The organism is Bacillus sp. USDA818B3_A (assembly GCF_009928415.1).
In the GTDB taxonomy this organism is placed as follows: domain Bacteria; phylum Bacillota; class Bacilli; order Bacillales; family Cytobacillaceae; genus Neobacillus.
Map to the genome: position 1 here is coordinate 1 of NZ_JAABNN010000017.1, position 23,926 is coordinate 23,926.

14 protein-coding genes and 2 pseudogenes are annotated in these 23,926 nt (G+C 38.3%); 10 read left to right on the forward strand and 6 right to left on the reverse strand.

Translation table 11 applies throughout. The features are described 5' to 3' along the window. Positions 1-134: 134 nt before the first annotated feature. Positions 135-417 (forward strand): annotated as a pseudogene (locus tag GXK58_RS27090) (phospho-sugar mutase); the annotation flags it as partial. A 389-nt stretch (positions 418-806) separates the two neighbouring features. Here GXK58_RS27090 and GXK58_RS20405 read toward each other — a convergent pair. Then, the gene (locus GXK58_RS20405) at positions 807-2,105 is read right to left on the reverse strand and encodes an esterase/lipase family protein (RefSeq protein WP_160725027.1); all 1,299 of its coding nucleotides are present in this window, start codon (positions 2,103-2,105) and stop codon (positions 807-809) included. Between the two features lie 868 nt (positions 2,106-2,973). Here GXK58_RS20405 and GXK58_RS27095 point away from each other — a divergent pair. Further along, positions 2,974-4,980, forward strand: coding sequence for a hypothetical protein (locus tag GXK58_RS27095; protein WP_202171414.1), 2,007 nt, complete (start codon positions 2,974-2,976; stop codon positions 4,978-4,980). A gap of 380 nt (positions 4,981-5,360) precedes the next feature. On the opposite strand, the gene GXK58_RS20415 is transcribed toward GXK58_RS27095, so the two are convergent. Further along, entirely contained in the window at positions 5,361-6,494 is a 1,134-nt protein-coding gene (locus GXK58_RS20415; RefSeq protein WP_160725028.1) for a GntR family transcriptional regulator, read from the reverse strand. Positions 6,495-6,863: 369 nt separating this feature from the next. Here GXK58_RS20415 and GXK58_RS20420 point away from each other — a divergent pair, with 369 nt between their 5' ends. From GXK58_RS20420 to GXK58_RS27755, 5 genes and pseudogenes are all read left to right on the forward strand, one after another. Continuing rightward, positions 6,864-8,237 (forward strand): extracellular solute-binding protein, encoded by a 1,374-nt coding sequence (locus tag GXK58_RS20420; protein ID WP_160725029.1) that lies wholly within the window; start codon positions 6,864-6,866, stop codon positions 8,235-8,237. 80 nt (positions 8,238-8,317) lie between these two features. Then, complete coding sequence (locus GXK58_RS20425) at positions 8,318-9,238, forward strand: carbohydrate ABC transporter permease (protein WP_160725030.1); 921 nt, start codon at positions 8,318-8,320, stop codon at positions 9,236-9,238. A 14-nt stretch (positions 9,239-9,252) separates the two neighbouring features. Next, the gene (locus GXK58_RS20430; RefSeq protein WP_160725031.1) at positions 9,253-10,077 is read left to right on the forward strand and encodes a carbohydrate ABC transporter permease; all 825 of its coding nucleotides are present in this window, start codon (positions 9,253-9,255) and stop codon (positions 10,075-10,077) included. A gap of 24 nt (positions 10,078-10,101) precedes the next feature. After that, positions 10,102-13,212: an alpha-mannosidase gene (locus tag GXK58_RS20435; protein WP_160725032.1), complete on the forward strand. Its 3,111-nt coding sequence runs from the start codon at positions 10,102-10,104 to the stop codon at positions 13,210-13,212. A 535-nt stretch (positions 13,213-13,747) separates the two neighbouring features. Beyond that, positions 13,748-13,909: pseudogene (locus GXK58_RS27755) on the forward strand (hypothetical protein); the annotation flags it as partial. Between the two features lie 284 nt (positions 13,910-14,193). Here GXK58_RS27755 and GXK58_RS20445 read toward each other — a convergent pair. From GXK58_RS20445 to GXK58_RS20460, 4 genes are all read right to left on the reverse strand, one after another. Beyond that, positions 14,194-14,466, reverse strand: a complete 273-nt coding sequence (locus tag GXK58_RS20445; protein WP_160725034.1) for a helix-turn-helix domain-containing protein — start codon at positions 14,464-14,466, stop codon at positions 14,194-14,196. Positions 14,467-14,603: 137 nt separating this feature from the next. Beyond that, positions 14,604-14,828, reverse strand: coding sequence for a helix-turn-helix domain-containing protein (locus GXK58_RS27760; RefSeq protein WP_202171415.1), 225 nt, complete (start codon positions 14,826-14,828; stop codon positions 14,604-14,606). Between the two features lie 223 nt (positions 14,829-15,051). Beyond that, the gene (locus GXK58_RS20455; RefSeq protein WP_160725035.1) at positions 15,052-15,609 is read right to left on the reverse strand and encodes a competence protein ComK; all 558 of its coding nucleotides are present in this window, start codon (positions 15,607-15,609) and stop codon (positions 15,052-15,054) included. Between the two features lie 537 nt (positions 15,610-16,146). Then, positions 16,147-16,998, reverse strand: a complete 852-nt coding sequence (locus GXK58_RS20460; RefSeq protein WP_160725036.1) for a hypothetical protein — start codon at positions 16,996-16,998, stop codon at positions 16,147-16,149. A 1,027-nt stretch (positions 16,999-18,025) separates the two neighbouring features. Between GXK58_RS20460 and manA the strand changes: the two genes are divergently transcribed. From manA to GXK58_RS20480, 3 genes are all read left to right on the forward strand, one after another. Next, positions 18,026-18,970 (forward strand): mannose-6-phosphate isomerase, class I, encoded by a 945-nt coding sequence (gene manA / locus GXK58_RS20470; protein WP_160725038.1) that lies wholly within the window; start codon positions 18,026-18,028, stop codon positions 18,968-18,970. 401 nt (positions 18,971-19,371) lie between these two features. Next, on the forward strand, positions 19,372-21,300 hold the full coding sequence (locus GXK58_RS20475) for a BglG family transcription antiterminator (protein WP_160725039.1): 1,929 nt from the start codon (positions 19,372-19,374) through the stop codon (positions 21,298-21,300). A 147-nt stretch (positions 21,301-21,447) separates the two neighbouring features. Next, on the forward strand, positions 21,448-23,391 hold the full coding sequence (locus GXK58_RS20480; RefSeq protein WP_160725040.1) for a PTS fructose transporter subunit IIABC: 1,944 nt from the start codon (positions 21,448-21,450) through the stop codon (positions 23,389-23,391). Positions 23,392-23,926: the final 535 nt, after the last annotated feature.

Here is a 23,926-nt window from a genome sequence, read left to right on the forward strand (position 1 = left end):
GTATTTTGGAATGTTGACAAGTGGTTTTTTTATTTGTTTAGCCCCTAGAAGCCAAACAAATTAGGTGCCATATCCTACATTTTTATGATGCCATAAACAATAAAGATGCTGTTCAATCTGCTATTTTTGCGGCAGAAGTAGCGGGAATTGAAGTGGAAGCAGTGGAGGACTATGCGGCTTCTCTTAGGAAATCAAGTGGAGTGTTGAAAGTAAGATTCATTTGCCTTCATCTAATGTTCTGAAATATTATTTAGCCGATGGCTCATGGTTCTGTCTGCGTCCGTCTGGAACTGAGCCTAAGGCAAAATTTACTTTGGGGTTAAAGGAAATTCCGTGGAACAAAGCCAAGAGAAATTAGCTTCTATCCAAAGAGCTGTCATGAATATGGTAAATGATAGATTAGCTGCTAAGGCATAACACCTTTATTCCTTTTTAATAAGAAAACATTACTAAACTGCACCCCTGTTCTTTTTGAACAGGGGTGTAGTTTAATTTGCAAAAATAAGGAGGCAGTTTAGGGATTTTTAATGAAACGATTTAATAAAATCCAAATCGACGGAGCCACCTTTAAGTATTACATAAAAGGTAGCTCAAAAAAGAAAGATGATTTAACGGGGAAATATGACATTATTTATGAAACACTAGTGATTTGAAAATAATTATTTCCAAGTTAATCTTTATAAATAAACCCTAAAAGTTTTTCTAATGTATTTCAATAAGAAAAAACAAAGTGACTAGATGATTGTATTTCTCCATATAAAGTCCATGCAACACAAATTGCATGGACTACCTCTCCACTCTTTTTATTATTGTAAACCTGAAAATTTTTCCTTATTCCTCTCACCGAAACGTATTAGGATTTCTTCGATATCTTTATCAATATCAATTTGCTTAAATGCCTGATTTTCCCCATCTAATATTATCATAGAGACTTCATTTTTGTTATTATCTTTAATTATTAGCATTTGTGATTTTGCATAGCCTATAACAGTCTCTAATACATCATATTCGGTATAGACATCTTTACTTTGCCTGATAGAAAATTTCCTTTTCTTACTCACTCCTGGCCCTAGTACGATTAGGTCCTCCCCAAACTCAAGCACTTTACTATCATTCCCTCTTTTAAGGACTATTTCCCAAACAGTAACAGTTCTATCAGCACTGTTGTGCAATACTAATTCGAGATCTAAATGGTCACTTAATAAGGTCCTCATTGTAGTAAGTTCAAAGCTTTGTTTATAATTCGTAATTGAAACATCCAACGTTGATTCATTTTTTACCTCTGCCAAACTACTAACCTCATTCTCACAAACATTTAATACATGATCCCTGAATTCTATATAAGCAGCAGATTCATATTGTTCATTGATATTTAGGATACCACCATGGGTACCAGGCAATGGAACACCTTGTGTCCATTTTTTACCAGAAACAAAAGGTATGGCACTATTCTGTGTAACAACCTCGTCTTTAATACCATAACAAAACTTAAAATCTACATTCTTAAGTTTATCGCTATCCAAATTTGATTGCCAAAGTCTAATCGTTTCATCCAGAAAATCGTTATTTGGGCTTAATTGTTGTATTTGCTCATGACTCTGTATTCCTTTAAAAAGTTTATGAAATTCCGCTAATGCAGAACCATTAAAAGGTGTTGCCATGCTAAGATAGCCGAATACTTTTGTTTGGTTTCCGTTTTCAATCTCCTGAAGTAAATAATGTATTCCTATTAGCCCTCCCATACTGTGACCTACTAAAATAATTTTCTCATATTTCTTAACAGATCTACGATCAAGTTCACGTTTTAATTCACGGGCCAGAACACCTATCCCAGTAACCTTATCTTTACTAATACTTATCTCACGTTTACCCAGTTTTAATGTACCAGAAATCCTAAGTATCCCACTAATTACGAGGGCGGTATCATAAGTAACAATACCGAGATCTATATTTTCTAGTTCAGGATCGTTCAATATTAATTTTTGCCAATTTCCGTTATCTTCATTACTCCAAGTTTCGGGGGCACCTAGGCCGTGAATTAAGACAACTAGTACTTTATTATCTTGCTCATTCTCTCTCTTTTTAATGTCCATTTTTAGTGACATAGCTTTTCTCTCCACTCTTATAAAATGTTCAATTAGTTGGTAATAATAAATCCATTAAGTTGATAATATCAAATATTTTGAAAATATAATATCTAGTTTTTCTTAAAAAATAAGGCATTTTCCGTTCTTTCTTTTATAATTTCAACTAATCTATTAAAATTTAGGTTTGATTACAACCGGCTATTTTTTTACAATTAGCTTTTCTTGAGGCCCTTCACTTAATTCGTGTAATTCTTGGGTCAGACCCCCAACTCATTTATTTACCTTCAAACGTTTATTAAAAGCATCAGAAGTGATATTAAGACTGTTTATTATGCAATAACATTACCTTGATTTAACGGAATTACGGGAGGGAACCATTAATAGGTTACAAAATATCAAAAGAATGATGTTTGGGCTTGCAGGAATAACGGTGTTGTTAAAACGATTACGTTTCAATCCTAAAAGAATTTTAATATAAAATTTTTTACTGTAGATGATACTATAACTCAGGGTTGATAGGATTCACCAAAATGATGTATGAACCATCCTTATTTGAGGAAAACTGTTGATTCTATTTATTGTTTCCTTAGGAACTAGCTGGGTCCTTAGCCTACTTTTATTATGCAATTAGTTGTAAAGGTTAAAGGATGGGTGACCTTATAACCAAGAAGTTGCGTCACCCTTGAAATTACAGGAATATTGATGAAGAATTTCTTGAAGTTATGAGGAGGTGGAAAAGTCAAATAATGAAGCTTAAAACTAGGTAAAAGGAATTATAAAAATTTTGTAAACATATGTAAAAGGTGCGATAATATAGTATGTTTCTATTTTTAAAGCATTTCAAATTTATTTATATATATTGACTCGTTATCTCGGAGGTTCAATCATGGGTTTTTTTAAGTCAATCTTTCCAACAGAGCAAAATAAGAGTTCGCAGAATAATATTTTATTAAACAACAGCTCCTATGATAAAAGTGGCTTTAATGAGAAGGGCTATCATAAGAATGGAACACTCTTTAATTATGAAGGCTATAATAAAGATGGTTACAATATAGCTGGCTACGATCGAAGTGGCTATAATAGGCAAGGCTATGATAGGCAGGGGAACCATAGAAATGGTTCCAATAAGTACGGTTTTTATCAAAATAGTACTAATCATTCAAAAGCGGATTATAGCAAAGGCAATAGTACTAAGGTTACAGAAAATAGAAATTCAAACAATCAGAATGGTAATAATAGAAGTGGAAGTTACTATGATCATGAGGGCTATAATAAGGATGGTTACAACATAGCTGGCTACGATCGAAGTGGTTATAATAAGCAGGGAAACCTTAGAATCAGCTCCAATAACTATAGTCTAAATCCGAATAGTAACAAAAGCAGCAATAGTAGAGTTGTGAAAATTGGAAACGAAAACAATAGAGATGGAGCTAATAGAACTCACTATGATCTAGAGGGATATAATTCTGATGGCTATAATCGAAATGGTTTTAATAGGCAGGGTTTTGACAGACAGGGATATGATAGTGACGGTTTTAATAAAGATGGTTTTAATAAATTTGGTTTTCATGTGACGGGATTGCTTTACGATCGCAATGGTCTTAATAAAAATGGGTATGATAAAAATGGGTGCGATAAATTTGGTTTCAATCAAAATGGCTATGACAGATTTGGTTATAATCGAAGCGGTTTTGATAGAAAAGGATTAGATAAGGATGGCTATGATAGAGATGGTTTCAATCAGTTAGGGCTCTCAAGGGATGGTTTTAATAGAAAGGGTTTCAATCAAGAAGGCTACGACAGATTTGGTTACGATCAAAATGGCTACGACAGATTTGGTTATAATCGAAGTGGTTTTGATAGAAAAGGATTAGATAAGGATGGTTATGATAGTGACGGCTTTAATCAATTAGGGCTTTCAAAGGATGGTTTTAATAGAAAGGGTTTCAATCAAGAGGGGATACACAAAAACGGCACTATTTTGGATGATGAAGGTTATGCAATTGACGGTTTCAATCGTTATGGCCTTGACCGGGAAGGCTATAATCGTGGAGGGTTTAATGAAGAAGGCTATAACCGGGAAGGGTTTAACAAAGAGGGATTTGATCGGAATGGGTATAACTCAGAAGGTTTTGATCTAAATGGTTATGACAGAGATGGGTATGATTGTGAAGGGTTTGATATAAACGGATATAATTCAAACGGATATGATCGAAGTGGATTTGATTCATTTGGTTACAATTGTAAGGGATATGATGCAAATGGATTTGATAAGGAAGGATATGACCATTTAGGCTTTAATGTTGAAGGTTTGGACCGGGATGGGTTCATGATATCTGGTTTTAATAAAGCAGGTTTTGATCGGAATGGGTTTAACCGAGACGGCTATGATGAAGAAGGATATAATTTACGAGGTTTTAATAAAGAGGGCTATGACCGACAAGGTTATAATATCGATGGAGACTATAAGCCCTTCGTCCATAGCTATTTACTGAAGAATGAAGTGGTCGCTAAGAATGAGGCAGTTGTTTATAGTGCTCGTGTGAAGAATATTTTGTGGGAATTGAATGAGGTGGAAAAGCTATTAGGTTATAAGATGTTTGACTCTGCTACTCGTGCTTTGAGAACAGGTTCGGAGTTGTATGCAAGGGAATTATGTGAACAAACAGTTATTCGTAGAGGATTTCCAGATCAATACCAACGTCTTCTGTTTCTAAGAGATCATAATATAATTGATAGTTTTACATATGAGCTATTAAATAAAGCTAGGTTGCTAGGGAATATATCTAGCCATATAGAAAAAAGCGAGAGAAGGATTGAAGAGGATAGTTTAAAGGAACTTTATTCAAGGATTAAAACAATGGTACATTCTTGGATAAGTGGAATGATTTAGCTGTTATATTGAACCCTGTGGTCCCTTTTTTTATTAGAAATGTTGGTAAAGAATGTGATTGTAGATACGACTCAGAATTGATATTTAACTTCGCTTGTACTGCGATGGTGGCGATAGATTCTTGTTGCCTTGTAAGATTACGAAAGTTTAAAAGGTGTATTCCTCTCTTTTTATAAGCTCCAATTCCTTAGGGTATAGCCCCTTTATACCACTACTAATTTGCACCCCTGCTCTTTTGGACAGGGGTGTAGTTTTATTTGCGAAATTACGGAGACTGCTTAATGATCAAAAGGGGCCATTACGATGCTAGTGATCTTTACTTTTATCTAGTTTCCATATTTCGAGGATAAAAATACATCGGAGCTAAGCAAAATTACGCATTATATGGTATTTCCTTCAATCAACTTGTAATCTACCATATTTTGTACGGGTACCGTCTCTCCTTGAATTTGTTTGAGAAGTAATTCTACCGCTTTTGTTCCGATTACATCTTCATCTTGTTTGATGTGAGTGAAAATCATATCATTGTATAACCAACCGGGATGGTCGAAACAAGCAATGGCGTAATCATCAGGAATTGATTTTCCAAGTGATTTCAATACTTGTGCAAGTACACTTGCGATTTCATACTCACAAGCAATAAAGGCAGTTACATCAGAATTATCCTGAATGAAATTCCGTAGCTTTATCTGATCCTCAAAAAACTCAGCTGATTTATCAAAAGTCGGCAAGGTACTGAACATATCTGCAAAGATATAGTTTGGACTAACTGCAACTCCCTTTTGCAAATAAGCGCTTTTAAACCCTTGCATTCGCTCTTCAATGGAGGAAGTATATTCCTCTGGAGGTGAAACAAAAGCTATATGCTCATGTCCCTTGGCAAACAGAAATTCTGTTAGATTTTGAGCCGCCGAATGATTATCCGTATAAACGGCACAAGCCGGGATTCCTTTTAAATATCTGTCGAGTAAGACAAGAGGAAATCCCTCCAACACCAATCGCAACAAGCTTGTTGTGTAATGCTGCCCATGGACTGGAAAAATAATGATCCCTTTAACCTGCTGCTGGACCATCGTATTGATGGCTTCTTCCTCCTCTTCCTGGCTTCCATATGTCACCTTCACTAATAAGTTAAACTTCAATTCCGAGCAGCGTTTCTCAATGACACTTAATAGTTGCCTGCCAAAGCAATCCCTAAAGAATTCGGGAATGATTAATCCTATTAACTGATTCCTTTCTTGATTTAGATGATCCCTTTGGTCCAAATTAGTCTTTGGACTGATCGATCCAAAATCGGGAAGTATTTCAGATACATAGGAACCTCTGCCACGGATACGTTCAATAGCCCCGATTTGCACTAATTTCTCAAGCGCTTTTTTAGAGGTGATTCTACTGACCTGATAGTGGTCGGCCAGTTCTTTCTCAGTCGGTACCTGATCCCTTGGTTTTAATTGACCAGTCTCAATCTGATTTAATAATGTAAGATAAATTTTTTCATATAATGGAGTTTCCATAACCTCATCCCCAATAATTTGATATATTTAATATATCATATAGTACAAATGGTTACAATTCAGTTCCATATTTTTAATATTAGCCACCTGTTTTTATGAAAAAACAGACAAATAAGGGACATTGGCATTTACGAGAGTGCAATCTATTTTACAATTTTTAGTGCTTTTTTACTGTTTTTTGCGAATATAAAGAAAAATAAAAATGATATATTGACTTGTAATTGATATATCAATTAAGCTATTGGTATATTAAATTAGTTAATTAAGTAAAAGGAGGAGTGAAGTACCGGGCAGAGGTATTATCCTATTTTTTAAATCATCTTTGTAACCGCTTTCTATCGTGAAAATTAGTTTAAAGGGGAGAGAGTTATGAAAAAGAAGATGTTGAAGAAAATGGCGGCTGTTTCCATCATCACTGGCAGTATTTTAATAAGCTCAGCGTGTTCAAACGAAGGTGCATCCTTCAACAGCAATGATAAACAAGTAGTCAAGATTACTTACCGCTCAGGGGGAGGAACGAATAAGGGGCTGACGGATTGGCTCAATAAAGAAATCATTCCGCAATTTGAAAAGGATCACCCAAAGGTAGATGTTCAACTGGCACCGCTTAATGTTTCAGAGGGTGATTATTTTGCCAAGATTGCTTTAATGCTGAAATCCCCTAATACGGCACCTGATATCGTCACAGAGGATACCTTCATGGTCAATTCAGATGCAAGTGCAGGCTATTTAGAGCCACTTGATGATCGAATCAAGGGCTGGAGTGATTGGAGCAACTATAATGACAGTGTGAAAAAAGGGGTAATGGCACAGGATGGAAAAATTTATGGGGTGCCTTATAACACGGACTCCCGAGGGCTTTGGTATAACAAGGATCTATTCCAAAAAGCGGGTCTTCCCGTTCCATGGGAGCCTAAAGACTGGGATGATATCCTGCAAGCAGCTAGAACGATAAAAGATAAGGTGCCTGGTGTGACACCGTTATGGATGAACTCAGGAAAAGCAACAGGGGAAGCCACATCGATGCAAACATTTGAAATGCTTCTTTATGGTACGGAAACACCTCTATATGATAATGATTCGAAAAAGTGGATTGTAAAAAGCCAGGGGCTTACAGATACATTCAATTTTATTCATACCGTATATAAGGAGAAGCTTGGACCTAATCTTTCTCAAGTATTAAGTGGACAGGGAGGTTCTGTAGCTTATCAGCAACTAATGCCTAAAGGAAAGCTTGCCATCGGACTAGATGGATTCTGGCAGGCAGGCACATGGGGTGAGACGGGTGCTGCACCTTGGCCAGAAGCCTTTAAAACGTTAGGGTTTGCACCAATGCCAACTCAACATGGTCAAGCTCCTGGAACCACATCCATGTCTGGTGGATGGGCTCTAGCAATTCCAAAAAATTCACATGATAAAGATGTAGCATGGGAGTTTATTAAATTTGCTTCAAGCAAAGAAAACAATCTCTCGCTCCTATCGAAAGAAAGGAACTTGACTCCGCGTAATGATGTAGCGCAGGAGAAAACATATCAGGAAATCCCAATGTTTAAAGAAGCCACTGACTTTTTGAAATTTACTCATTTCCGTCCGGCAGTTGATAAATATCCAACTGTATCGACTCAAATTCAATCACTTGTCGAGGATGTTGTAACAGACAGACTAACACCAAATCAGGCTGCAAAGCAGTATCAGGCCAATGTAACAAAAATTGTCGGTTCAGATAACGTGATTGAGAAATAAACGAAAAAGAAATAAATGGGTTACCTTTTTGAACGCCAAAAAGGTAACCTAATTCTAAAAATAATAGGACGGGGTGTGAAATGGATACAAATACAGTTGTCTCACCAACAGTCACGATCGGGCAGAAAACGAAAAAGGATCATACGCTATTGAAATCGATTCTCTTTCTGTTGCCTGCTTGGATTCTATTACTTATCTTTTTTGTCGGCCCTATATTACTCACCTTTTATTTTGCTTTTACGAATCTATCATTAACAGGTACAGAGGCAAAAAGTGTTCAATTTATAGGTTTCCAAAACTTTGTCACGATGTTTCAAGATCCGAATTTCCGGATTAGTGTGGTAAAAACAATCGTGTTCTTACTTTTGTCAGCCGTCATTGGCCAGCAGGTTTTAGGGTTTATTCTGGCTGTCCTGATGAAAGAGAAAAACAGAACCTTTCGCCGCATCATAGGCATTATTGTGATTGCTGGCTGGGTAACCCCTGAAATTGTGGTCGCTTTTTGTTGGGTGGCATTCTTAGGTGATAATGGAACCTTAAATATGCTCCTTGAGCATATGGGTTTAAAACCGGTTACATGGCTGTATACGTTCCCGATGGTCAGTGTGGTAGTCGCTAATATCTGGCACGGAACTGCTTTTTCGATGCTGGTTTTCCAAGCAGCCTTGGATGATGTTCCGAAAAGTGTACAAGAAGCAGCAGTGGTAGATGGAGCTTCCCGTTTTCAAATATTATTCCGTATCGTCTTGCCAATGGTGAAAGGATCCATTGTTACCAATATGATCCTCGTCACCTTGCAAACTTTAGGTGTGTTTACACTGATTTTTGCGATGACAGGCGGTGGACCTGGCACATCCACACAAACTCTTCCTATTTTTATGTATAACCAAGCGTTTGTAAATTACCAACTTGGCTATGGAACGGCCATATCATTAATCCTGCTTCTCATTGGAATTTGTGCAAGCTTGTTTTATATCCGGTCCATGAAGGTCAATGTTTAAGGGAGGAGTTAGAAGTGAACCGATACAAGATTGAGAAAGTCGTACCATACATCATTTTAACGATTATTGGTATTTTGTTTATCATACCGCTTTTGTGGGTACTGTTTGCATCCTTTGACCCTAATGCCCAGCAAGCTTTAAAAATGCCGAGTTCTTTTACGGTTGAGAACTTTACGTCCATCTTGACTGATCCGGCCAATCTTCGTTCCTTTGGAATTGGGTTATTTTTATCATTTGGACAATCCGTGCTGGTGGTCGTTGTGGCCATTATGGCAGCTTATCCACTTTCACGGTATGCATTGAAATTTAAAAAGTCATTTATGTATACCATTTTGTTTATGACAGCTTTACCGATTACTGCGGTCATGGTGCCTGTCTATCAGCTCTTTCTTTACCTCCGATTGCAGGATTCTCTTATTGGGACGATTTTCTTTTTAACGGCATCAGGGTTGCCGTATGCGATTTGGATGATGAAAAACTTCATGGATTCTGTGCCATTAGAATTGGAAGAATCAGCGTGGATTGATGGTGCATCTGTTTGGGGAGGGCTAAGGAAAATTGTTGCTCCATTGATGATTCCTGGAATTTGCACGGTCGCCATCTTTACCTTCTCTGGAAGTTGGGGGAACTTTTTCGTCCCGTACATTTTAATCCAATCACCGGATAAATTCCCTGCCTCTGTGACAATTTTTCAGTTTTTCGGCAATTTTGGAATGATTGAATACGGGAAGCTTGCTGCTTTCTCGATGGTTTATACGATGCCTGCTGTCATTTTATATATGTTTTCCCAGCGATTTATGTCCCAAGGCTTCAGCCTGGGCGGAGCTTCCAAAGGATAATCCATAGTTAAAGGAGTGTTTGATATGTTTTGGACTATTGAAAAGCTAGAGAGAAGGATACAAGAACTAGATTCCTATCGTTATAGAAATATTCTGCCGGTGGCCTCTTTCCAAGCCCAAGAAGATGAGGAAGGGAAGATTGCCCAAAGACCTGTCGAGGATGGTTTATGGAAGACGATGAGTGTAGGAGAGCGATGGGAAGGAAGAGATCGATACCTTTGGCTAAAAACGCTCATATCGATTCCTGAACAATGGGAAAAGCAAAACATTGTTGGAGTCTTTGATTTTGGGAAAACAGGCGGTGGGAATAATTCAGGGTTTGAGTCCCTGCTCTACGTAAATGGAGAGCCGTATCAAGGAGTCGACCTGAACCATCAGGAGGTATTTTTGGATGGGAGTTATTCAGGCACTACCATTGAGATGTGCTTCCGGCTTTGGTCGGGACTAGAAGGCGGAGGGAAGCCGACCTTGCAGGAGCATCAGTTGAAAACGGCTTTTATCGCCTGCCTGGATGAAAAGGTCGATGATCTCTATTACACCGCAAGAGCAGCACTCGCAACTGTAGAGTATATGGAGGAAAATCAGCCGGAACGGCAAGCCTTATTAAAGGCCATAGACAGGGCGTTTTTGTTAATCGATTGGTCTGTCTCCGGCTCAGAAGGTTTCTATGATTCCCTTTACCAAGCACAAGCGCTCTTAAATGAAGAAATTGAGCAAATTCCGAATAACTATCCCGTAACCGTCACGGCCATTGGACATACCCACATCGATGTGGCTTGGCTATGGAGGCTGAAACATACAAGGGAAAAAGCGGCACGCTCGTTTTCAACCGTTCTTCGGTTGATGGAGAAATACCCGGATTATGTTTTTTTACAAACACAGCCTCAATTATATGATTATATTAAAAATGATTATCCGGAGATTTTTAAGCAAATTGAAAAACGGGTTCAGGAAGGACGCTGGGAAACAGAAGGTGGCATGTGGCTGGAAGCGGACTGCAATTTAACGTCAGGTGAATCGCTTGTTCGTCAACTACTGTTGGGCACTAAATTCTTCCGCGAAAACTTTGGGAAGGAGTGCGAGTATTTGTGGCTTCCTGATGTCTTCGGATACAGCTGGGCACTTCCGCAGATTTTAGTGAAATCCGGCATTAAGACGTTTATGACTACGAAAATTAGCTGGAGTCAGTACAATCGAATGCCGCATGATACGTTTAAATGGAGGGGGATCGATGGAACGGAGATCTTAACTCATTTTATCACCACTCCTGAGGATGACCGCTGGTTCTATACATACAACGGACAAATTACTCCTCGTTCTGTAAAAGGAGTTTGGGAGGCATATCGTGATAAAGCGGTGAACCAGGAGCTGCTGATTTCCTACGGCTATGGTGATGGTGGAGGCGGCGTTAATCGTGAAATGCTGGAAATGAGGAGAAAATTAGATAAGATGCCTGGCCTGCCGGCTGTTAAAACAGGAAGAGCCGATGAGTATTTTAGAAGACTTCATGAGACGATTGATAATACAGATCAATATGTTCATACCTGGGATGGAGAGCTCTATCTTGAGTATCACCGTGGAACCTATACCTCTCAAGCTTATAATAAACGGATGAACCGTAAAATGGAGCTGCTTCTTCGTGAAACAGAATGGCTCCATACCTTGAACAGTATCCTTTCAGGTTCATGGTCCACTTATCCTGTACAAGATCTGGAGGAAGCTTGGAAAATCGTCCTGCGGAATCAATTCCATGATATCATTCCAGGTTCGTCCATTCACGAGGTGTACGAAGACAGTAGACTGGAATATGCACAAGCCTATGAGCTTGCAGCTAATGCCTGGAAGGAAGCTTCCCAGTCTTTAGGGGTAAATGACGGGCAACAATCGTTCTCTATTTATAATTCCTCTTCGTGGAAGCGAAATGATACCGTTAAAATTAACACGAATACGACTGGAGATTTATTGTGGAAAAACGAGACAGGTGAAGTGCTCGATGCTCAGCAAACCTCTGATGGAGCATGGCTTGTCAAAGTAAATGATATTCCATCTCTCGGAAAAAGCTCTATTGTTTATGAAAAGGGAAAGAAAGCTGCCACTTCGTCATTTCATGTATCGGGAAATAGCATTTCTTCTAATTATTATGAGATTTCATGGAATGAAAATGGTCAGCTAGTAAAAATCTATGACAAGAATAATCAAAGAAATATCTTAGCACCTCATGCGCGTGGTAATGTGTTCCAAGTTTTTGAAGATAAGCCAATGCGATATGATGCCTGGGATATCGAACTTTATTATCAAGAAAAGATGAAAGAGATTACGAGTTTACAAGAAGCTAAAGTGATTGAAAATGGTCCGGTCCGTTGTGTGGTTGAGTTTAAATGGACATACTCAAACTCAAGGGTCAACCAGAAAATGGTCATATATGCAAACAATCCGCGAATCGATTTTGAAACAAAGATTGATTGGCATGAACAAGACCAATTGTTGAAGGTAGCCTTCCCTGTTGACATACGGGCAACCGAGGCAACTTACGATATTCAGTATGGAAATGTAAAACGTCCAACTCACTGGAACACAAGCTGGGATTACGCACGATTTGAATCTGTTGGCCATCAGTGGGCAGACCTATCTGAAAGAGATTACGGCGTCAGCTTACTCAACGATTGCAAATACGGACATGATATCAAAGATAATGTCATCCGCCTTACCCTGTTAAAGTCGGCGACTTACCCTGATGTAGAGGCTGACCAAGGTGAACATTTGTTTACTTATTCCATCCTTCCTCATGCTGGAAGCTGGTATGAAGGAAATACGGTGCGGCAGGCTTGGGAGCTTAATAATCCATTGACCTTTGCAGAAGGCCAGACACAAAGTGTTTCCCTGTTTAATGTTGCCGCTCAGAATGTGATGGTGGATGCCGTTAAGAAAGGGGAAGATAACGATCATCTCATTATTCGCTTGCATGAATTTGCTGGTGCAAGAGGAACAGTGGAAGTATCAAGTGATTTCCAAATTGAATCATGGCAGGAATGCGATTTGATGGAAAGAGGTATTTCAGAGGTTAGGGAAAATCAGGCCTTTACGTTTGAAATCAAACCTTACGAGATTAAGACTTTTATAGTAAAGTTAAAATAAATATTTTGCAAAGGGGGGAGATTTTTCCCCCCTTTTTAGAATGACTCGACTTATATAAGCGTGGGAGGGAATCATGATGTTAGGTGTAATAGAAGCAGGTTAGGGATATCCCATAAATAACGTAGAGCTTGGTAATGAATATATGTGTTTCTCGTTCAATGCGATTTCCAAAATAGTATCTTTTCTTCTTTGAGTTTATTGATTCAACCAATCCCACTCGATTCTTCGCCATTATTACTTCGATTTTGTGTAGGTATGAGAAATAATAGTCGGAGAATTTCCGCCTAATGTATATAAGGGAAGCTTCAGATATAGAAATAAGAGGAGATTTTCCGGTTAACTGTCCTAAAGAAGACAAAATTTAAAGATTTGGATAAGATAAGAGGAAAATCTACCCTTATTATTATGGGAATAAGGATAATTCCCGATTTTGCCGGAATTTCTCCTTTTATTTTCAAACACAGTAAAATCAACATTCATCAGCAAACAAAAACAATTGTTACTGAATCTATCTTTATAGCATGGGCTTAGTGATCGTTTGCAAATTAAGTTGATTCGCCTAGCGAGAACCATAGCTGACCTAAAGGGTAATCCATCAATATCTGCTGAAGCTCTTATTAAAGCTGTACAATTATGTGGCAGGGTGCCAATAAGCGGGAATTCTTTCACGATTAGGGGGACTGCCAAAGGCTACTAGAAAACTTACAGAAATATAAGCTGATAACTAAGATGGAGATTTACAAGATGGTGTTGGATGAATAATCATTTTACGTGCTGATCCCCCGAAGGAAATTAGGAACTTGCGACTACGATGAAGCGTATAGGTAATTCTCAAGAAATCCAAAGGAATCAAAGGCCTTTCTCAGCCAAATAGTAAGGATTTTAGGTTTGCGGACACTAATTAACCAAGCTTAAAAAAGGACCAGAAAATCACAGGGATGGTTCTTGTGGTCAAAACCATCAGAACCGTCCCTATTTCTGCTACTTATCACCGTTACCATCACCAAAAAGATCATATGGTGCAATACTTTCTTTGATTTCCTTTACTAGCTCCTCCGGTTCCATTCCTAATCCCCACGCAATTCTAAAAGTAGTGTCAAGGGAGGGGGTCTTCTCGTTTCTTTCAATTTCCCCATAAAAGGAACGATCTAACCCACTATCTAGTGCTAGCTTTTCTTGTGACATACCTTTAGCTTTACGCAAACGTTTCGTAACATTCCCTATGTACATGGTCTTTTCTTTATCTTTGCCCAAGGAAAAATCTCCTTTTTAAGACCATTACATAATTAGAATGAAATCCACTCTACAGGCTATAGACAGCAAAACGGATTAATGGTGAAAAACTTTTGAATTACAATAATCCCGTGTTCCCCACTAGCTACCCCAGTACATCAATCGTGATCTTCTAATGCTTTGAACAGTTCTGATGCTTTGATTCCAAGTCCTCTGCAAAGAACGGAGATGGTCTTTAGGCCGGGCTTTTTAATATTCCTTTCCAAGACACTGATATAGGACCTTTCTAGGCAGCAGTTTAGAGCTAATTCCTCCTGTGAGAGATTCTGCCTATCCCTGAATTTTTTTAATATCGGACCAAAGTTTTTGAGATTAATATGGATCTTCCTTTCTGATTTCTGTTTAGATGATTAATTTGATTGCGATTACAATTTGTGCTGTTAAATCATCGATCGTTTTTCAAAACCCTATTAGTCATCAATCTCTATTAAATAGTGGGTAGGTTTTTTGGGCTACGGACTGGAGCAAGTTGAATCTAGCTTTGTTGTGACAGTCAAATGACATTTGAGGCAGTTGGGCTTGCTTTGTTATTCCTTTTTTTGAAGACTATTCAGCTAATGAATCAAAGTTGTATTTACCGGTTGCTGCATTGGTCTTCAGTTCTATGTGATTCTGCGAAGGAAGTTCGGAAACAGAGAATGCTTGAGTCCCTCTTTCACAGACGATCCGCTTTAATTGAATCGCTGTCTGCATTTTGCTATTAAAAGTATGCAGTTTTAAATCAACAATCATGGAAAGGCCATTGCTGAGATTCACGACTGTCTTACTGCCTTTGGCTTTGGTTTTCACAATATGGTCGGGATTAAACCAGATACAATCCTCCTTTTTAGGGGATCTGATAGGAAATAAACAAATACCTTGAAACGGATTAACGATGATGGGGCACATATATTGATTACCGAGTATGTTTTTTGCACCGGCAAGGGCTCCTTTTAAAGTGAAGCTTATGTATTTTAATGTGGAATCTAAAAGTTGAAGTGGTGACTGGTTTACTAGGATGGTTTTTCTGCCGATCATGACTCTTGCGCAAAGTTTTCCATATGGATCATATTCTCCGGTTATCAAGACCACGTTTGGATCGACTAAATAAAAAGGGTTGTTCATGAATTTTACATCTCCTTATACGGCTATTCGCCGAATGAATTTTAATCTTAATAAAGCAAGCTCAAGTTGTTCAAAAGTATTATCGTTACCTGTTTTTGCATGCAGTTCACCTCAACTTTTTTTAAGAGCCACCGGCATAGAAGGGAGTATAGTTGGAGAGCATGGGAGTGATTTCATCTAATAATTATTTAAATATAGTTCATCTGTTTTTGCTATGTACTAAAGGATACAAAATTCGTCAAAATTTGACATAATTGTTAACAATGTGAGAAACGTACATCTTGTGGTGCCAAGCTGTTTATTATGGCTTAGGGTAGTTTTTATCTACTTGAAGATTTACTGCATCTGAACGGTTCTCTATGTGTTTATGGAAAACTTCTTGTTCTTGTTGTTGTTTTTCTTTTTCTTATTTTTCTTCTTCTTCTTCTTTTTGTCCCCTCATCGTATTACGAATCGTGGACCTATCGTTTTGTGAATTCGGGGGTCAGACCCCCACTCAGCTCTGATTTCGAAATAGTATTTTTTTCTGCTTTGAATTTATTGATTCAACCAATCCCACTCGATTCTTTCTCCATTAAATTCGTAACTAACCGGTTTATATTGAATCTGTTTTATTTCGTGCATTTCATTCAGCATGTCTTCATAATACTGAAAAAATTTCTCTTTTAAGATCCCGCAGTAGTAAGCAATCGGGTTTTTTACAGCCTTTGTTAATTTTAGTTTTCGAATTAATTGCTTAAAAGATTGGATGGCAAGGTCAACAATTAGATCTGTTTCATGATCAAGTTCGTATCCATAGGCAATGATATGGGACATACGCCAATATTCTTCGATCAGCTTTGCATCTGAAAAGAAACATTTAATGAATTCAACAAAAGGCTTTGGAACACGGTTGCTCACATAAGTGTGATCCAAATGAATCGGATCCTCTTTACGTTTTTTTATCTTTTGATCTTTTTCAGTTTTTAAAAGATTAGTAGTTTCTTTAGGGGGGTTCATGCTTTCTTGTTTGGGTGGTTCACTTATGGGAAAACGATTAAATACATAAAGATTGCTAGATTGAGACCCGTTTTTTCTTTCAGTTTCATAGACAGTGAAAATCCCGATTTGTTTGCCTTTAAGAATCATCCGTTTAAAAGTCGAACGTGAAAGGATGTTTTCTTTGCTTTGTTGATTAATCGCTTTTAAAATAGTTCCAATTTTGGCATTACAAACACCAGGAATTTTGGCAGAGAACCGCACTAATCTTTTTAATCCCACTAATTCACCTTTTGTGAAATCCTTCTTGTGATCGAGCAGCCACATTTCCATATGGTGGTTAAATTCCTTTAAACTTTCGAATTGCGAAAACTGTTCAAATCCCTCAATATTTCCAGATTTTAGATTCATCCTATGAGCCACCTCGTCACAATAATCTTGGCCAGCTATCGTGGCAATCCCACCTTTCTGGCATTTCTAAGATATCGGTTTTGGCGAAGGAATTCGAATCTCCAAATCTTGAATTTGAGGCCGCTTTTTGCATCAAAAACCCGTTTTTGCCCACCAAATTGGTAATTTGGTTCCGTTTTTTGCAATTTTGGCTTATTTTTATATCAATTTAATAGTATCCAACGGTTGGTAGTTTGATTGTGAGGTAATTCACAAATGAGGGATCAAGGAAACGAAGGCCAAAATTATATTGTACCTTAGCTCGATAATTTTTTGAGGGAAAATCTTGGCAATAGTAGTGCTAAATGCAATATTTGTTACTAGAGATAAAGAATGCTTTAATTAACTAAAAATAAGTCGAAATAAAAAATAGGCAATGATCCATAAAGGGGTGGATAAAATAATACCCCATAAACATCCTAAACCAAAATTTCTTCCATCGTCATTCTCTTTCAAATGGTTCACTCCATGTAAGCTAGCTAAGTATACTATTAATTAGATGAACTGAAGGATTAATTTTATCCAGCCAAAGAATGCAAGCCACAAGGGAATACTTAATGATGCTCCCCACATTAAACCTACTAACAGACTCCCTTGCTTTTCCATTAAGTTCACCTCAAAAGATATATGTTTACATTCCTGTTGTTTAAAGTATATGAACAAAAGGTCTCCAGTATTTTTCTAAAACAAGAAAGTGTTAACTTTAACCTCAGACATAATATTTATCATTCCCTATGTAGAGGTAAAGTAATCTTATTTTGTAATAATTTATTGTACGTACAGAAGAAATGCCAAAGGGGAAACCATTATCATTTCATTATCCGCGCCTGATAGAAGAAGCTCCTCTTGTTATTATGCAGGATTGCATTCTAAAACAAATTAGCTCTCCACTTCTTTATTGAAATATAGTATCCTAATATCTGGAGATAGATATCGATGATTTTAAGATATAATTTATGACTGATTAATATCTAGGAGGAGACTGCTTTTGGAACCTTTATTTTTACAACCTGTCTTTAAAGAAAGAATTTGGGGCGGTACCGCTTTACAGAAAGAATTCGGATATGAAATCCCTAGTGAAAACACAGGGGAGTGCTGGGCTATTTCTGCGCATCCCAATGGACCTTCGGTGATTGAAAATGGTCTCTATAAGGGGATGACGTTAGACAAACTATGGAATGAGCATCCCGAGCTTTTTGGCCATCCACAGGAAAAGGTATTTCCTTTATTAACAAAAATCTTGGATGCCAACATGGATTTATCCGTCCAAGTGCATCCCGATGACTCTTATGCAAAGGTTCACGAGAATGGAGAACTCGGCAAGACAGAATGCTGGTATATCATCGATTGTAAAGAAGATGCCGACATGATTTTTGGGCATAATGCGAAAACAAAGGAAGAGCTGATCGAGCAGATTCAAGAAGGCAAGTGGAATGATTTACTGCGCCGAGTTAAAATCAAGCCAGGGGATTTCTTCTATGTACCTAGCGGGACCATTCATGCTTTATGCGAAGGAACTCTTGTATTAGAAACACAGCAGAGCTCTGACACGACCTACCGAGTGTATGACTATGACCGTCGTGATGCGGAAGGGAACTTGAGAGATCTTCATTTGGAAAAGGCCATTGAAGTAACGACTGTACCTCATCATGATGCCGTCAGCACGAAATCTTTCGAAGAGCAAGGGAATACTAGAATGACTACGTATGTGGAATCAGAGTTTTTCTCCGTCTACAAATGGGAGGTTCATGGTACGTCCAAGTTCGCATTTAACAACCAATACAGACTCTTCAGTGTGATTAATGGGGAAGGGACACTTTCACATAATGGGGTAGAATATGAATTAAAGAAGGGCACCCATTTTATTATTCCAATCGGATTTGGCGAATTTCAAGTAGATGGGAATTGTGAAATGATTGTGTCGCATACTTAATTTTAAAAATGAAAGAGTAAGGATATCAGGATCCTTACTCTTTAAACAATTACTATCTATTTACACAACAAATTGAATGAGTAGTTTGATCCAACCGAAAAATGCCATCCATAGTGGAACACTTAAAGACGTACCCCACAATAATCCAATTAATAGATTTCCTTGCTCGTCCATGTTTATCCACTCCTATGCACGGTTGTAGATCCCTATTATTTCTTACTGGTTTGTTTCATTAACTATAATTGAAACCGTTTACATAGTCAATAGGAGAAAATGACTGAGTCTTTTTAAAAAAAAATGACGGGATAAAAGGACTAGATTGCCGCTATTTATCCATTTGAATACAAGCAAAAATAACGATAAACTCTTATATATGTTTTATTTTTAAGCAGGTGTAATGAATGAATAATAGACAAAAGGAATTACTTAGAATTTTACTCGTTCACAAGGAAGATGTATGGCATATTAAAGATCTTTCGGAACAACTGAATTGCGCGGAAAAAACAGTACGGAATGATTTGGACAGGCTGGAAGAATACTTGCAGGATTTTCCTAGTGCAAAGCTAATTCGTAAGCCGGGTTTTGGTATATCCATTGAAAGTGAGGAAGAAGATCGTTCGAAAATCATGCAGGGTTTACTTTCTAGCGAACCCAAAACAAATGAGGAGCGGCTGTTTGAAATCGCTTATATGCTGTTAACCAGCAGCCATGCTATCACCTTACAATCTTTGGCTGATCGATACTATGTGCCTAAAGGGATCATTAAAAAGGATATCGAGATGATTGATCATTGGCTTAAGCGTTATGGAATTGAGCTTATATCAAAGCCACGGGTTGGTAATATAGCCAAGGGATCAGAGTTACAGAAGCGAAATGCCTTAGCTCATTTGTCCGAGCTTATTTCTACTCTTGCCCAAGGGAAAAACGTGGTGTTGGATTTATTTTTACCCTATGAGATATCTATTGTCAGGAAATCACTTAGGGATATGACAGAAACGTTTTCGTTTCCTATTACGGATAGTTCTCTGGATAGTTTACTGGTGCATGCCCTTATTATGATCAAACGGACCCGGCAGCGATCACCTGTATATGTTGAGGAATCTGAAAAGGCAACCGCCTATGAACGAAAAGAATATCAATATACCAAATGGTTATTTGATATTCTAGAAGCTAGTTTCGGATTAACCTTCCCCCAGGAGGAACGGGTTTATTTTACTTGGCACCTGATTAGCAGCAAACGGACCGAAGAGGGAATGGACCAGCTCCTGCAGATCGATGAAGATATCCATAGGATTGTAAAGAAGCTTATGATCAAAATGGGGAACCTGACGAACGTCCCATTTGAAGCAGATCAAATCTTAATCAATGGACTATCTGTTCATATGCATTCCGTCATCCATCGCCTTCAATTTGGCTTTCCCATCACCAACCCATTGCTCTCTAATATAAAAAAAATGTATCCCTATATGTTTCATATGGTGATGATCACGCTCGAGGATGTTACGAAAAATGAGCAAATCGACATTCCTGAAGATGAGGCAGCCTATATTGTTCTTCACTTTCAAGCCTCAGTGGAAAGGCTAGGGCTGCAGAGTGACCGAAGGAAGAAGGCTCTCATCGTCTGCCATATGGGAATTGGTATGTCCCATTTGTTAGAGGCAAAGATTGAACAGCAGTATCAAGATATTGAAATTATCGCGTGCATTGGCAAAGCGGATGTTAGGGAGTACTTACACCATCATCAGATAGAATTTATTATTTCAACTGTACCACTTGAAAAGGTAGAGACAGTACATATTGTGATTTCGCCGCTTTTTGGTCAAGAGGACAAGAAAAAGTTAAGTCAGTTTGTTGAGGAGTTAAAGCAGAAACAAGACCAATACTTAGAGCCAAGTGTTTTCTCGAAACTCCTTGATGAAGAGCTTGTGCTTTTCAATGTAAATAAAGTACATCGATATGAATTGGTTGAAATGCTTGCCGATGCTCTCTATCAAAAGGGCTTGGTCAGTAAGGAGTATATCCATAGTGCAGTGAATCGAGAGAGGAACTCAGCTACAGCGATCGGCGGGGGAATCGCTATCCCACACGGAGATCCGTCATTCGTCCATCAGTCTGCCATTGCGGTTGCTACTCTGAAAGAACGGTTGGAGTGGGGGAATGAACGAGTATCCCTTGTCTTTATGCTGGCAATCGCTAAAGAAAATCAGAGTAAGATCCGTGGGATTATTGGAAAGCTTGCCTCGCTTAGTGAAAAGCCATTGATTGTCCATGCGTTAACGGCTGTGAGTAATTATGGAGAATTCATTACTATTATCGAGAAAAATGAATAAGACGAAAAGGGTGGACGGATTTGTTCACCCTTTAATTAATTAAAATTTACCGCAGCCTATGGTAAAAAGTTAAAAAATTAACTGGACAAGAAGGGTTTACTATATAAGTAAGCGATTACTTATTATTTAAATACTGGAGGAATCAAAATGGGGAAAATATTAGCTGTTACAGCTTGTCCAGTTGGTATAGCTCATACGTATATGGCCGCCGAGAATCTTCAAAAAGCGGGTGAAGCGTTGGGCGTCGAAATAAAGGTAGAAACACAAGGCTCCATTGGGGTAGAAAATGCTTTAACCGATCAGGAAATTGCGGAAGCGGATGGAATTATTATTGCAGCAGACAAAGAAGTTCCCAAGGACCGTTTTGCCGGTAAAAGAGTGATTGTAACCGGTGTCCAAGAAGGTATTCGTAAACCTGAAGAATTAATTAAGCGGATTCAAATTGGGGATGTACCGGTTTATAAGCCAGAGGCTGCTGCAGCTGCTGGCGCTAAAAAGGGCAGCTCAAAGGAAAATCCGATTTATAAGCACTTAATGAATGGGGTTTCGTACATGGTTCCATTCATTGTCGTTGGCGGATTATTGATTGCCATCGCGTTAACCCTTGGCGGTGAACAAACACCAGGTGGGATTAAGATTCCAGATGGTTCATTTTGGAAGCATATTGAAAGCTTAGGTGCTACGTCCTTTATGTTCATGATACCTATCCTAGCAGGCTTCATTGCGGTAAGTATTGCCGACCGTCCAGGATTAGTACCAGGTATGATTGGCGGTTATATTGCGGCTAATGGCAGTTTTTATGGAAGTACAGCAGGTGCAGGATTTATCGGTGGAATCATCGCTGGTTTCTTAGCGGGTTATGTAGCTCTTGCTATTAAGAAGATTAAGGTTCCGAAAGCTGTTCAGCCGGTTATGCCGATTATTTTTATTCCGATTCTCTCAAGTGTGATTGTAGGATTATTATTCATTTTTGTTATTGGCCATCCGGTAGCAAGTGTGTTTGCTGCTTTAACAAGCTGGCTTGCAGGTATGCAAGGTGGAAGCTCGATTCTTTTAGCCATGATCCTTGGTGCCATGATTGCGATTGATATGGGTGGACCTTTCAATAAGGTAGCATTTTTGTTCGGTTCAGCGATGATTGGTGAAGGAAACTATGAAATTATGGGACCGATTGCGGCAGCGATTTGTATTCCGCCAATTGGGTTAGGTCTAGCAACGTTTATTAATAAGCGTAAATTTAGTCAAACCGAAAGAGATGCCGGTAAAGCATCGTTTACGATGGGATTATTCGGGATTACTGAAGGTGCCATTCCATTCGCTGCTCAGGATCCACTTCGCGTCATTCCAAGTATTATCGTTGGTTCGATGGTCGGTGCTGTGGTTGCCATGCTTTCCGGTGTGGGTGACAGAGTCGCGCATGGTGGTCCGATTGTGGCCGTTTTAGGTGCGGTAGATCATGTGGTTATGTTTTTCGTTGCAGTGATTCTTGGAGTGATTGTTACAGCATTTATGGTTATTGCTTTGAAGAAGAATGTAGAAGGTCCTGTTCCTGTTGCAGCCGGCGCTGACCCAGTTGCTAAAGTGAGCGCGCCTGTTAGACAAGAAAAGGTAGAAACGACGATTCATACGGAAATTCATAAATTAACAGATATTACAGATATAGAACTAATTGATATCTGCTTATCTGGATCTACTCGTGACGATGTGATTGATGAACTAATTACTAAATTTGATCAAGCCGGAATTTTAAGCTCTAAAGAGGCATTTAAACAAGCTATTTTAAATCGTGAAGGTGAAAGTTCAACCGGTTTAGGTATGAATATCGCTATTCCTCATGGTAAATCAAATGCCGTTAGCCGCCCAGCGGTTGCCTTCGGGATCAAGCGTGATGGTGTGGACTGGAAGAGTTTAGACGGCACTGCTGCAAAATTGATCTTTATGATTGCTGTACCAGAGAAAGCAGCAGGAGATGCACATCTAAAGATTTTACAAATGCTTTCACGTAAGTTAATGGATGAAGGTTTTAGAGAACAATTATTGAAGGTTGCAACAAGAGAAGAAGCATACAAGCTGCTAAGTATCATTCAATAGAGCTACTGTTTAATAGGGAAACGAAAAAGCCGCTATATCTTTGACTTTTTTAGTCAAAGATATAGCGGCTTCTTTCTTTCAAGTTGGGACTTTATTACGAAAACCTTACTTAAGATTTAATACTATTTTACTTTATTTACCAAAAATAGTCCATAGACCTATTCTAAAACTATTACTTTCGAACGAACTTTGTAAATATTTGGCTCTTTCTGTTTCGAATTATTTACTCTTTTGATAGACTTGTTGGTAAATTGAACCTATCGGAGGATTCAGCGATGAAGTTAAAAGCCATCATTTGTTTTTTCCAAAAAAGACATAAGTATAACTATTACTCTGGTATCTGCATTAGGTGTGGAAAGAAAAGCAGAAGAGGATAATGGTTTATTCTATTTTCAAACCGAACTTAAGCTTAGGAGTTGCAGTGGGCAACAGATAAAGTTGGGGTAAAAGTAGATTGAAAGAGAAGTGGGGCGTTTGCTTACTTCTCTTTATTTTGGATCAGGGTGAATCCAGGGGATGATTCACCTGTTTTTAG